The following is a 12,801-nucleotide window of genomic DNA, read 5'->3' as shown; positions in this document are numbered from 1 at the left end:
GAACCGCACACTGGTCGGGCCGACCGTGTCGCATTCCGCGACATCGCTGGCAGCTGTCGCGCGACATCGTCAGCATCTCTGCGTTTCGCTAGGTCAGCCAGGTCGATCGCGCAGCTGGTCATCACAGCCGTGGTGGTCGACGGAAACCCGGTCGTTTTGACCTGAGGCTTGGGCAGTTCAGATGACCGGCAAATCGGTAGGGTTTGCAGTGTTGACCGAACTTCACCTTGGAGTTAGGACACTGCTCATGCCAGCACCCACCAGCGGCAAGTGGCGGGATCGCGAAGAACGGATGCAGCGGACAGCGGCACTGGTCGACCGCCTGCACGCGATCGTCGAGGAACTCGAGCTATTGCATCCGGGTCGGAAATTTCCCCTTGACGGACACCTCGTTGGGTCGTTGGCAGAAGCTGCGACCGAGGAGCTCTTCGATATCACGCTCATGCCGCCGTCGACACCGGGACATGACGCGATCAGCGAGGACCACCGCGCAGTCGAGATCAAGGGCACCTACGGCACCAGCGGCATCGCCATCAGGCCTACCTCCCACGACCACGCCTCGGCCCTGATTGTGCTCCGCTTGTCGCGCAAGTCCGACGAACACCCTGAGGTCGTCTACAACGGTCCGTTCAAAATCGCTGCCGCCGCTGCGGGACCCGTTGGGTCCAACGGGCAAGCACACATCAGCTTGAATCGGCTGCGCGCCCTCAACGAATCCGTCGCTGACGGAGACCGTGTCGCGCGTCGCCGCCAAGGAGGCCCCCTCGTTCTGGATCCCGAATAATCCCTGAGGTCCTGTGATGTCGGCCCAAGCGATAGATCCTGCGCGGTTGCGGGCCGACCTCGACGGTGCGGCGCGCGACGGTCTACTGGCCCGGAATGCGGCGGCGACCGTCAGGCCTACGCCCGACGCCGGGGCCGACGGAGTCAGAGCGGCAGGCGCGTCGCTGTTCGGCGGGCGTTGTTCGGCAACTCGGTCCCCGACTGATCCATCCCCCGAAAAACAAGACCCGCTCCGACGCTGGCAACCCGACGTCACACACTGGCATTTCGCCGATCACAGCGGCGCAGAAATCCTCAATATCATCGACGACCATTCCCGCCTAGCGATCGCTGCCATCGCCCGCCCCACCATCACCGGCCCCGACCTCGTCGACACCTTCCTGACCGCCTTCACCACCTGTGCAACCCCCGCAGCACTCCATCAACTCGACCGACTCATCGATGGCGGCCCCCGTCGGTAGAAAGCGCAGTCAGCATGGCGACCAGGTGTTGGAACTCGTTCGATGGTCTGAGCAGGTCTCGCAACTCCATTGGGCAACTACGAAACAGCTTCATGATCCCACCGGAGGACGACAACCTGACCCATTGACGGTGTTGGCCCGTCGTTCATGGTGTTGGCCCGTCGCCAGCAACGGCCGCACCTAACCGGGCGGCCGACTGTCGCACTTCTTTTGTCGTGAGCGTCTCGAAAGCCGCAGCCAGAGTGCTTCCCTCAGCGGGCCAGTTCGACTCGCGCCTCGGTCTTCTGGTCGAGGCCGAAGACCTGGACAGCGGCTGATTTCCCTTTCAGCACATGGAATCCCCGGTCGATGAGTCCAGGGGGTTGCGACGCCAAAGCATCAACGCACTGTTGGGTGAGCAGGATCGTGTCGCCGGTGGTCTTGGTGAGTTGCTCGACGCGGGCGGCCACGTTGACGGCATCACCAATCAGGGTGAACTCCAGCTTGCCCCCGCCGCCGATGGTTCCTGCGATGATCACGCCGGTGTTGATCCCAACGCCGATGCGAAGCTCCTGGCCGAATCGCTCAGCAACACGACGGTGGATCTTCACGGCGGCGCGTAGTGCGGCGTCGGCGTGATCCTGAAGGTCATTTGGTGCCCCGAAAACAGCCAGTGCGCCGTCGCCCAGGAACTTGTTCACGTGCCCACCGACGTCGACGACGCCGGGCACCACGACCTCGAACAACGCGTTGAGGCGGGCGACCGTGTCCTCGGCGGTGTTGGCTTCGGCGAATGGGGTGAAGTCGCGGATGTCGATAAACATCACGGTGACTTCGCGGCGTTCACCGGTGAACACATCGTCACCCTGCTCGAGCAGTCGGGCCGCCAGAGCTGGATCAACGTACGTGCCGAACGCGGCGTGAAGTCGTCGCCGCTCAGCCAAACCGGCCTGCATGCGGTTGAACGAGGCGGCCAGCACACCGAGGTCATCATCTTGAACCACGGGCAAGCGTTGGCTGTAGTCACCGACCGCAACACGTTTGGTGCCTTCGGCAAGGTCGCGAATCGGTTGGAGGGAAGGCGAAAACCCGGCGCCGACGGTGATCGGCAGCCCCATGCCAAATGCCAAGCTAATGGCGATGACGACAGCGAGCAGGGGAACCTCACCGACCCGATGGAACACAGCCGCCAGCATCGCGCCCGCCAGGGCGAAGACGAAAGCGACGCCCAGCATGAACATGTTGGACCAGGCGGCAAAAGTCGGGCGAGAGCGCGGCAGGGAATCACCGATCCCCGTATCACCGGCTAACGCGGCCCGCGCTGGCCGTAGGGATACTTCCGAGAAGCTGTGGCTCGCGGCCAGCTGGGTGGTGGCTCCGAGGACAGCACCCCATACGCCGTACTGGACGACCCGCCACCAGGTCGCTCCGGCGATCGCACCGACAACGACCGCAAGGATAGTGGCCCAAACGGCGGTGACGACCATGGCCCGGAAGAACGTTTCCCGAACGTACCTGTAGGTGTCCGCCAGAGCTGTCGCCCGATCGACCTCCTGGGCCGCCGCCCACCGCTCAACGGAGCGGAGTCGACCTAGGCCAGGAAGAACGATGGCGTACACCAGCACTGGCACGGCGACAACGGTGAAAGCAGCCGTCTCGAAATAATGATTGGCGTGCTCGTAAGCGGTAATGATCATCGACGCCACGAGCCAGACCGGGAGCAGCGTAAGGATACTGATTGTAAAGATCGCCCACGAGTACCTCGCACCGTACCGATCCCACGCCCACTACCAGATGCGGTCCATGCCGGTAGACTAAACGCCGAGCGCCTCGACCTGCGGATACTTCCAGCTATACGAAGTGGTCACCTTGGGCTAATAGAGCCGACAAAAGTAAATTGGTTGCTCGGCAAGGCATTCGAGTCGGTCGGCGCCTTGCTCCGCATAGTTCGTGATGGTGCCCTCCTTGACCGGCCGTGAACGACCAAATCCGAGAATCCTATGAAGCTGGCCCGGGTGGTCCTTTCCGTAAGGCACCGTGGCAGCGTTCTCCGCGTACGAGCGCAACAGTGTGTAGGCGACCAACGGGTTGTCGGCGCCGAGGGCATGGACCGCGCCGTCGTGCAACCCGGCCGCGGACTCGCCAGACCCATCACAAGAAGGTGCCCGTCGTAAATCATGTCGTTCGTGCAACCAAGAACCTCCTTCGCGGCGTCAAAGAGCCACTGACGAGTGGCGCGGGCTTTCTCAATCCCGGTCGCCCGGTCAACGATGCCGCGAGCCTTCACCGATTCGGGAGGCTCCCCGGTAGATCCGTCGCATGTCATGGGTCGATTGTCCGCCGCACAGCAAACGGGTTTAGGGGTGCCTTCTAGAGCTGGTTTGGGTCAAACATGTGGGTCAAACGACCGGAAACGGACGGTCAGACGGCCAAAAAATGCATCTGACTTGCGTCGGGCTGACAGGATTTGAACCTGCGACCACTTGACCCCCAGTCAAGTGCGCTACCAAACTGCGCCACAGCCCGTTGCCGCCGATGTCTGCATCGGCAGCAGGTCGAAAGCCTACCTCAGTCCAACCACGCCTCCGCGCAAGGCCCGAGTGACCTGCGCGACACCTGGGCCCGAGCCCAGGTCCGCGGGCCTAGCGCCTGCCGGGGCGCTTGGCCCCCCGCTTTTCGCGGACCCGAACATTGATCCGGATGGGGCTGCCCTCGAACCCGAACGTCTCGCGCAGCCGCCGCTCCAAGAACCGCCGGTAGCCGGCTTCCAGGAAGCCGCTGGTGAACAGCACGAACGTCGGCGGGCGGGCGGTGGCCTGGGTGGCGAACAGGATCCGCGGCTGCTTGCCGCCGCGCACCGGCGGCGGGGTGGCCGCCACCACCTCTTTGATCCAGCTGTTCAACGGGCCGGTCGGGATCCTGGTGTCCCAGGATGCCAGTGCGGTCTCCATCGCCGGCACCAGTTTCTGCACGGCGCGTCCGGTCTTGGCGGAGATGTTGACCCGTTGCGCCCAGCGGATCTGCACCAGCTCGCGATCGATCTCGCGGTCGAGCAGGTCGCGCCGGTCCTCGTCGACCAGATCCCACTTGTTGTAGGCCAGCACCACCGCCCGGCCCGCTTCGATCACCATCGACAGCACCCGCAGGTCCTGTTCGGTGAGCGGTTGGGAGGCATCGATCAGCAGCACCACCACCTCGGCGGCGTCGATGGCCCCGCGCGTGCGTACCGAGGCATAGAACTCGTGTCCGCTGGCCTGGCCGACCTTGCGGCGCAAACCCGCGGTGTCGACGAACCGCCACACCTTGCCGCCCAGTTCGATCAGCGAGTCCACCGGGTCGACGGTTGTGCCCGCGACGTCGTGCACCACCGAGCGCTCGTCGCCGGCCAGCTTGTTCAACAGCGAGCTCTTACCCACGTTGGGCTTGCCGACCAGCGCCACCCGCCGCGGCCCGCCGCCCGCGGAGACCGACTCGGCCACCTCGGGCAGCTTTTTCAACACCGTGTCGAGCAGATCGGCCACGCCGCGGCCGTGCATGGCGCTGATGGCGTGGGGCTCGCCGAGGCCCATCGACCACAAGGCCGCCGCGTCGGCTTCGGCCTTGTCGCTGTCGACCTTGTTGGCCGCCAGGAACACCGGTTTGCCCGAGCGCAGCAGGATGCGGGCTGCCGCCTCGTCGGCGGTGGTGGCACCGACGGTGGCATCGACCACCAGGACCACCGCGTCGGCGGTGCGCATCGCCACCGACGCCTGTTCGGCCACCAGCTGCTGTAGCCCCTTGGCGTCGGGCTCCCATCCCCCGGTGTCTTGGACGACGAACCGGCGTCCATTCCACAAGGCGTCGTAGGAGACGCGGTCACGCGTCACGCCCGGGATGTCCTGCACCACGGCTTCGCGCCGGCCCAGGATCCTGTTGACCAGGGTTGACTTTCCGACGTTGGGCCGGCCCACGATCGCTAACACCGGGGCAGGCGCGGCCTCGGCCAGGTCGGCCAGATCGGCGTCGTCGAGCTCCCAATCGCTTTCGTCGGACCAGGTGCCGTCTTGCGTCACCGCGCCGCACCGCTTCGCTGCGTCACCAACTCGGTCAGGTGAGCGATCACCTCGGCCTCGGTCATCTCGCTGGTGTCGACGACGATCGCGTCCGCCGCCGCGCGCAACGGCGACACCGCCCGGGTCGAGTCGAGGTGGTCGCGCCGACGCACATCGGCCAGCACCGCCTCGTAGTTGTCGGCCAGCCCGGACGCGACGTTTTGGTCGTTGCGCCGCCGTGCCCGCGTCTCGGCCGACGCGGTCAGGAAGATCTTCACCCGCGCATCGGGGAACACCACGGTGCCGATGTCGCGGCCCTCCACGACGATGCTGCCCGTCCCCTCGGCCATCGCGCGCTGCAGATTGACCAGCCGCTGGCGCACCGACGACACGGCCGAGACCGCCGAGACCGCCCGTGTCACGTCGTCACCGCGGATCTCGGCGGAAACGTCTTCTCCCGAAAGGAAAAACTTGCTGGAGTCGGGGTCGTATCCCACCGACAACTGCGCGCTCGCCGCGCAGTCGGCCACCGCCTGCTCGTCGGCCGGGTCGATTCCGGCGCGCAGCACCGCCAGGGTGACCATCCGGTACATCGCCCCGGTGTCCAGGAACCGTGATCCCAGACCGCGAGCCAATCCCCTTGACACCGAGGATTTTCCGGTGCCGGCCGGGCCGTCGATCGCGACGACTAACCCGACCGGCGCGGGCTCATTCGTTCCGCTCGTTCCGCTCGTTCCGGCACTCACTACGCTCGTTCCGCTCGTTCCAACACTCACTACGCTCGTCCGCTCGTTTCACTCAATACGCTCATGCCGCTCACAGCCCAACCGCCTTGTACAGCTGGCCGATTTCGTCGCGGCGTAACGCCCGGACACTGCCCGGGCGCTGTTCGCCCAGCGACACCCCACCGATATCGATGCGCACCAGCGCCTGCACCGGAAATCCCACCGCGGCCAGCATCCGGCGCACGATTCGATTCCGGCCCTCGTGCAGCGTCACCCGCACCAATGTCTTGCCGGGTATCGCATCCACCACGGCGAACCCGTCGACGCGGACCGGTCCGTCCTCCAATTCGATTCCCGCCCTGAGTTTTTTACCCAGACCCCGCGGTACCGTCCCGGCCACGGTGGCCAGATACGTCTTGGGCACCTCGTGGGAGGGATGCATCAGCCGGTGCGCCAGCTCACCGTCGTTGGTCAGCAGGATCAGCCCCTCGGTGTCGGCGTCCAACCGCCCGACGTGAAAGAGGTTCTTGTTGCCCCGGACCTTGCGCTCGATCAGGTCACCGATACACGGCCGGCCGCGGTCGTCGGACATGGTCGAGTGCATGCCGCGCGGCTTGTTGAGGGCCAGGTACACCAGCGAATCATCGAGAATGACCCGGACTCCATCGACCCGGATCAGCGAGGTGTCCGGGTCGACCCGGGTCCCCAGTTCGGTGACCACCTGGCCATCCACCTCGACGCGCCCATCGATGATCAGCTTCTCCGCGGCCCGCCGCGAGGCAATCCCCGCCTGGGACAACACCTTTTGCAGGCGGATGCCGCGTTCCTGTTCGAAATCCTCAGTGTCCGTCATCAGTCTCGGTCCACATCGAAAGTCACCGACTGATCGGAGGGCTGGCCGCCGGCGAGTTTCATGAATCGCGGGTCGGTGTCCAGCGAGGCGCTCAGGTCCTCGATGCTGTCGATGTCGGGCAGCAGCGGCGCGATATCGGGCAGTTCGGTCAGCGACGTCAACCCCAACCGCTCCAGGAACAACTCGGTGGTCGCAAACGTCACCGCACCGCTGTCCTCATCGTTGCCCACCTCGGTGATCAGGCCGCGCGCCAGCAGGGTTCGCATCACGGCGTCCACGTTGACCCCGCGCACCGCGCTCACCCGCGCCCGCGTGACCGGCTGACGGTAGGCCACCACCGCCAGCGTCTCCAAAGCCGCCCTGGTCAGCTTGGTTCGGGCGCCATCGAGCAACAGCTTCTCCACATAGGGCGCGAATCGGGAGCGGGTGTACAACCGCCAGCCCTCGCTGTTGTGCCGCAGGTCGATGCCGCTGTCGCGTTCGATGAGTTCGTCGGCCATCAGCCGCAGCTTGGCCACCACCCGGTAGACCGGTTGGTCGATCACCGTCGCCAGCGTCTCGGCGGTCACTGGGGTGTCGATCACCAGCAGCAGCGCCTCCAGCACCGAGCCGAGTTCTTCGGGGTCCATCTCCGCGGGCTCGGCGATGTCCGGAATGCCCGAGGACAGTTCCGAGCCCAGCTCGGGATCGGGTACTTGTTCGGTCATTATTGATCTCGCACTTCTACCAAGGCTTCGCTGGTCGGCCGTTCCCCGGTCCACGAAACCTGGAGCACGCCAAGGGGCTCTGACTGGTCGAATGCTACCGCCCTGCTCCGATACAGTTCGAGCAGCGCCAGGAAGCGGCCGACGATCTCCATTGGCGCCGTGCAGTCGGCCACCAGCTCCGAAAACGATGCCCACTGGCCGGTGCCGCGCGACTCCAGCATGGTCAGCAGGTGCTTGGCCTGCTCGGGAACCGACACCGTCTGTTCATGCAGGTGCCCGATGGCCACCGTGGGCACCGGCCGCGGAGTCAGCGCGACCGCGGCGATCTGGGCGAAGCGCTCGGCGTCAACGCCGAGCATCACCTCGGGAAGCAGCGTGGCGTAGCGATCCTCGAGCGACACACCGCGCGGGTAGCTGCGCAGCGCCGTGGCCTCCAGCTCGGCGAACATCTCGGCGACGTGCTTGAACGCGCGGTACTGCAGCAACCGGGCAAAGAGCAGGTCACGAACCTCGAGCAGGGCGAGGTCCTCTTCATCGTCCATCCGGCCGGCCGGCAGTAGCCGCGCCGCCTTGAGGTCCAGCAAGGTCGCGGCCACCACCAAGAACGCGGTGGTCTCCTCCAGGTCCAGCTGGGCACCGATGGCTTTGGTGTAGGCGATGAAGTCGTCGGTGACCTGGTGCAACGCCACCTCGGTGACGTCGAGTCGGTGCGCGAAGATCAGCTGCAGCAGCAGGTCGAACGGCCCCTCAAAGTTGGTCAGCCGTACTCGGAAACCGTCCGGGTAGCGGTTCTGAGGTTCCGCCGCTGAGCTCTCGGTGCCGTTCACACGCCGAATCGGTCGATGAATTCGCGGGCCAACGCGCGATAGGCCAAGGCGCCCGTGGACTTCGGGGCCCACGTAGTGATGGGTTCGCCGGCGACGCTGGTCTCCGGGAAACGAACCGTGCGGGTGATCACGGTATCGAACACTAGGTCACCGAATCGTTCGACGACGCGGGCCATGACCTCCCGGGAGTTGACCGTGCGCGGGTCATAGCGGGTGAGCAGGATGCCGCTGATGTCCAGCCTGGGGTTCAGCCGGTCGCGCACCTTCTCCACGGTGTCGGTCAGCAGCGCCAGACCACGCAGCGAGAAGTACTCGCATTCGGTCGGGATGACGACACCGTCGGCGCAGGCCAGCCCATTGACGGTAAGCAGCCCCAGGGACGGCTGGCAGTCGATCAGCACATAGTCGTAGCGATCCAGCACCGGGTAGAGCGCCCGCCCCAGCGTCTGTTCTCGGCCCACCTCGTTGACCAGCTGAATCTCGGCGGCCGACAGGTCGATGTTGCTGGGCACCAGGTCCAGGTTCTTCACCCGGGTATGGATCAGCACGTCATCGACCGACACCCGGGGCTCCACCAGCACGTTGTGGATGGTCTTTTCCAGCTCGTAGTGAGCCACTCCCAGGCCTGCCGACAGCGCGCCCTGGGGATCCATGTCCACCAGCAGCACTCGGCGGTCGTACTCGGCCAGCGCAGCGCCCAGGTTGATGGTCGACGTGGTCTTGCCCACCCCGCCCTTCTGGTTGCACATCGCAACGACCTTGGCGGGCCCGTGTGAGTTCAGCGGCTTGGGGTCTGGGATAGCCCGCGGTGGCCTACCGGTCAAGCCGACCGAGACACCGCTGTCTGGCTGGTCGTTCATGCCCGGTCGCGATGCGTTGTGAAGCAGGTCAGGGTGGACATCGCAGGAAAGTCTAACGGCTGCGTCCGCCTGCGCCGGGAGACCCGCAGGCAACCATCAATGCCCGATCGCGCTCGCGGGCGGTGGGGGGCGTTATCGATGCCCTGTCAGGCCGCGATCACCGGCACAGCGGCTAGACCGTCGACGCCTCCAGGATGTCGTCGAACATCTGCGAGTAGAAATGAATGGTCATACGACGGCCTTGAACGATTGAGTCGAAGTCGGAATCTCGGACCAGGTTGTTCACCGCCTTCTTCACATCTTCGAGGTGTTTGACATCGAATCCCGAATGAGCCCGCAGAAACGTCGTCTGTTTCGGTTCAAAGCCATACTGTTCGACCAGTGCCCGCGCCACGGTTCCGGTGAGGGTCGCACCTACCGCCTCGGTGACGCTGGCGACACCGAGTATCCCCAAGGGGTTGCCATATGTGGCCAGGTAGTAGCCCTGCGAGATGATGCCCCACGCCCCAGCCATCGGAGGCTCCGCCAGAACGCGCTCGGGATCCTCGCCATAGGCCCGCAGATCGTTGACGGCCATCAGGTCGTGGTTGTTCTCTTCGTGCGATTCCTCAAAGAACCAATCCCGGAGTTTCCGATCTTCGTTTCCCAGCCGGGCGCCCGCAAGTGAATAAATTCGGGTTGTATGGCAAACGACATGATATATTTCGCGAAGGTAACGAATGTAATGTTCCCGTTTCATTCGCCCCTCCAGCACCAGCGCCAGTCCCGGATGATTATCGATCCGCTTGTCATAAACCTCTGTGGTGCTCGCAACCAACCGATCGAACCTACTCATTGTTTACTCCCCTCGGGGCGCTCGCCGAACATCAAAGGAGATCGTCTAGAACTCGCCAATAGCGGTCACAAAGACAACCCGCGTCACGGCGTCTGATTCAACCACGTCCGTCGATAACTGGACAAGGTCTTGCGTTAACTCTTCAAGAATTCCAGGTGCACCCCTCTTGCCCGGCCGGAATGCGCTTAGCGCCAGTGGGCATGTGCCAATTGCCAACACGGCTTGACGAGCCGGCGGATCGACTTGCACAACGGCGGCGGCAATCAGCGGCCGGTTCTCATCCCCGAAAATCGACGGCCATGCCCAACCGCCCCGCGGCATCAGCGCCGCGACCGAGGCGCCCGATCGCGGTCGTGAAGCGTCGCGCCAGCGTGCCCAACGCGGCGCATAAATCGCTCTTACCTGCTGTTACAGCGCGGCACCCAGGAGACACCTACGCAGTGAGACACACCGTCCAGGGGGCGACCCAGGTGCGCCGCAACCAGCCGGACTACAACGATTTATGAGACGCCGCCGCGTCGACCCCACGGTGCGACAGATGGCGATGATCCCCCCCGGGCGCATCAAGATCGGGATAATTCGGAAGGCAATCACCAGTCATCGCGATTGGCGTTGTAATTCACCAAGTCACGAATTATCCCGATGCAAATAATTCATCGAGTTCTGAATTAGTCCCCGCTCCAGCGCGCCGACCGGTTCTCGTAGCTAAATCCGAATCACATATGTGGTTTTTCAATGAAACTCCACCATTGCCCCGGCGCCTCGGATACGGTGATCATCGACGAACGCGGTACCCGCCAATCGGTGCGATAGTAGGTAGCTTCTGATGGTCCACAAAATTAGCGACGACCATTTGCGGCTTCGGGCGAGCCCGGGTCGCCCAGAGCGGTATGTAACGCCGCACGGGGATACGATCAATCACCCTGCTGGACTGGGGCGGCCAATGGCACTGGCTACCGTTGCGGTATTGAGTTCGACGGAGCCGCGAGCGGGTTTGACACTGCTCCCCTTTCCGCCTTCAAGACATGCCGGCGGCGGCGAGCAGCTCGCTGCGCATCATGCGGCACCGGCACCCATGAGTTCCGAAGTCACGGTGCCCACGGCAAGCGACCACGGCACCCTGACCAGCACCACAGCTCACGCGTTCCCCCTCATCGACGCCGGTGTGTTCGAGCGTTCAGTCGATGAGAAGCGTGAATGCAGTACCCATGACGCGCCCCCGCGTGCGGGCGAAAACCAAGGAGGTTGAAGTCAAGTGGAGTGGCTGGCCGAGTACGAACAAATCAGAGATCAGTATCACGCCATCGGGGTGCGACATCGTGCCGCGCTGGCAGAACGCTGGGCACAGCGGCAATTCCCGCACGATCTATGGTGCGATGTTGCTGACGCCGGCTTGTTCCGCGCCGCGCTCGGCGGACAGATGAAGCGGCAGGTATTGACCTACGCCGCGGCGACACATGGCCTGACGAGCGGATCGTGCCACCTGGGGTTCAACATCTCCACGGGCGTCCAAGCGATCTTGACGATTCCCATCCTCGATCAATACGCCAGCCAGGAGGTGCGGGAGGCATACTTGGCGCCCGCGGTTTCAGGGAAGATCATCCTGGCATTCGCGACAACGGAGCCCCACGGCGGTAGCGACGCCTTTCATCCCGAGACTCGCCTGCGCCGAGGTCCTGGCGGTCTCTACCTCGACGGCGCCAAATGGCACATCACCAACGCACCGATCGCCGACGTAATCCTCGTCTGGTGCGCCGACGAGGCCGCGGGCGGTATGTCCGCGGTGCTGGTGGAATCGTCGTGGCCTGGTGTGAACTGCTCGCCTCCGCTGGCCCCCGCCGGCATGCGCACCTCGCCGGTAGGTTCGATCACATTCGATAACGTCGCGATACCCAAGACTCATGTGCTCGGCGCTGGCCGTGGTAACGAAATTCTTCATGGGGTCATCGGCCCCGAACGTCTGCTCAGCGGTTTCGGCACGATCGGCATCTTGGACCAGGTACTCGACCAGATGCTCGCCTTCTCGATCAACCGTCAGGTTCGCGGCAAGCCGATAGCGACCCACCAGCACATCCAGCGCCGTATCTCCGATGTGGCGGTGAGCAGGCAGATGACCATCGCGTTGGCTCATTCGACTCTTGACCGCTACCTGCGCGACGAAACCATCGATCTCGAGTCCGCGGCGCTCAAGCTGTACGGGATGCAGGCGGGCTTGGACGGCTGCATTGACGCGATGAAGTTGTGCGGCAGTTACGGGCTTCAGGAAGAAGCACGCCTTTACCAATGTGCGCTCGACTTTCTGTGCGGCTCCGTGGCAGGCGGTACCGAGGAGGCGATGCGGCTCGTGATTGCGCGTGAACTAGCCAAGAGCCATCATGAGCGATCGTCGAAACCGTTGCAGGACAACCGCGCCGACGAGGGATCAAGCAATGTCGCATCCCTGCGGCAGTGGGAACGCGTCCGCGGCGTAGGGGCCTAGCGACAAATCAATGAGAGGGAATGCCGGTGAGTATCAATCCGTTCGACGATGAGGCTGGGACCTTCCTGGTTTTGGTCAACCACGAAGAGCAGCACAGCTTGTGGCCGACCTTCGCTGATGTGCCAGCAGGCTGGCGGGTGGTCCATGGCGAGGGCACGCGTGCCGAGTGCCTGGACTACATCGAGCAGAACTGGCCCGACATCCGACCAAAGAGCCTGCGGGACAGACTGGCCCGGGACCAGCCGGCGTAATGGCGGACAT

At 64.2% G+C, this 12,801-nt stretch carries 13 protein-coding genes and 1 tRNA gene; 5 read left to right on the top strand and 9 right to left on the bottom strand.

The features are described from left to right. The first annotated feature begins 247 nt into the window (after positions 1 to 247). Together CCUG20998_RS12240 and CCUG20998_RS12235 are read left to right on the top strand one after the other, a co-directional pair. Positions 248 to 784, top strand: a complete 537-nt coding sequence (locus CCUG20998_RS12240) for a DUF6998 domain-containing protein (protein WP_036455885.1) — start codon at positions 248 to 250, stop codon at positions 782 to 784. A gap of 16 nt (positions 785 to 800) precedes the next feature. Next, positions 801 to 1,244: a hypothetical protein gene (locus CCUG20998_RS12235; RefSeq protein ID WP_036455639.1), complete on the top strand. Its 444-nt coding sequence runs from the start codon at positions 801 to 803 to the stop codon at positions 1,242 to 1,244. A 251-nt stretch (positions 1,245 to 1,495) separates the two neighbouring features. Here CCUG20998_RS12235 and CCUG20998_RS12230 read toward each other — a convergent pair whose 3' ends face one another. The 9 genes from CCUG20998_RS12230 to CCUG20998_RS12185 form a co-directional block, all read right to left on the bottom strand. After that, positions 1,496 to 2,971: an adenylate/guanylate cyclase domain-containing protein gene (locus CCUG20998_RS12230; RefSeq protein ID WP_231389706.1), complete on the bottom strand. Its 1,476-nt coding sequence runs from the start codon at positions 2,969 to 2,971 to the stop codon at positions 1,496 to 1,498. 704 nt (positions 2,972 to 3,675) lie between these two features. Further along, a tRNA-Pro gene (locus CCUG20998_RS12220) sits at positions 3,676 to 3,749 on the bottom strand. 116 nt (positions 3,750 to 3,865) lie between these two features. Next, positions 3,866 to 5,275: a ribosome biogenesis GTPase Der gene (gene der / locus CCUG20998_RS12215; protein WP_020728809.1), complete on the bottom strand. Its 1,410-nt coding sequence runs from the start codon at positions 5,273 to 5,275 to the stop codon at positions 3,866 to 3,868. Beyond that, positions 5,272 to 6,000: a (d)CMP kinase gene (gene cmk / locus CCUG20998_RS12210; protein ID WP_103654152.1), complete on the bottom strand. Its 729-nt coding sequence runs from the start codon at positions 5,998 to 6,000 to the stop codon at positions 5,272 to 5,274. Before cmk ends, der begins: the two co-directional genes overlap by 4 nt. Before the next feature lie 70 nt (positions 6,001 to 6,070). Then, entirely contained in the window at positions 6,071 to 6,832 is a 762-nt protein-coding gene (locus CCUG20998_RS12205; RefSeq protein ID WP_011741053.1) for a pseudouridine synthase, read from the bottom strand. Continuing rightward, entirely contained in the window at positions 6,832 to 7,539 is a 708-nt protein-coding gene (gene scpB, locus CCUG20998_RS12200; protein ID WP_020728807.1) for an SMC-Scp complex subunit ScpB, read from the bottom strand. Before scpB ends, CCUG20998_RS12205 begins: the two co-directional genes overlap by 1 nt. After that, a complete protein-coding gene (locus CCUG20998_RS12195) occupies positions 7,539 to 8,366 on the bottom strand; it encodes a segregation/condensation protein A (protein ID WP_020728806.1) in 828 nt (275 codons plus the stop codon). The genes scpB and CCUG20998_RS12195 overlap by 1 nt, the downstream gene beginning before the upstream one ends. Then, positions 8,363 to 9,226, bottom strand: coding sequence for a ParA family protein (locus CCUG20998_RS12190; RefSeq protein ID WP_036455638.1), 864 nt, complete (start codon positions 9,224 to 9,226; stop codon positions 8,363 to 8,365). The genes CCUG20998_RS12195 and CCUG20998_RS12190 overlap by 4 nt, the downstream gene beginning before the upstream one ends. A 172-nt stretch (positions 9,227 to 9,398) precedes the next feature. Then, positions 9,399 to 10,061 carry an iron-containing redox enzyme family protein gene (locus CCUG20998_RS12185; protein ID WP_020728804.1) on the bottom strand — a complete coding sequence of 221 codons (663 nt, stop codon included), beginning with the start codon at positions 10,059 to 10,061 and terminating at the stop codon, positions 9,399 to 9,401. Between the two features lie 967 nt (positions 10,062 to 11,028). Between CCUG20998_RS12185 and CCUG20998_RS27495 the strand changes: the two genes are divergently transcribed. The 3 genes from CCUG20998_RS27495 to CCUG20998_RS12175 are packed head-to-tail and all read left to right on the top strand — an operon-like array spanning position 11,029 to position 12,791. Then, positions 11,029 to 11,310 (top strand): hypothetical protein, encoded by a 282-nt coding sequence (locus CCUG20998_RS27495; protein ID WP_142399738.1) that lies wholly within the window; start codon positions 11,029 to 11,031, stop codon positions 11,308 to 11,310. A gap of 6 nt (positions 11,311 to 11,316) precedes the next feature. After that, positions 11,317 to 12,540, top strand: coding sequence for an acyl-CoA dehydrogenase family protein (locus tag CCUG20998_RS12180; protein WP_020728803.1), 1,224 nt, complete (start codon positions 11,317 to 11,319; stop codon positions 12,538 to 12,540). A gap of 26 nt (positions 12,541 to 12,566) precedes the next feature. Beyond that, positions 12,567 to 12,791: an MbtH family protein gene (locus CCUG20998_RS12175; RefSeq protein WP_011739810.1), complete on the top strand. Its 225-nt coding sequence runs from the start codon at positions 12,567 to 12,569 to the stop codon at positions 12,789 to 12,791. Positions 12,792 to 12,801 lie beyond the last annotated feature (10 nt).

Origin of the sequence: Mycobacterium marinum (assembly GCF_003391395.1) — a bacterium.
Taxonomy (GTDB): domain Bacteria; phylum Actinomycetota; class Actinomycetes; order Mycobacteriales; family Mycobacteriaceae; genus Mycobacterium; species Mycobacterium marinum.
This window is presented reverse-complemented; position numbering and strand designations above follow the sequence as displayed.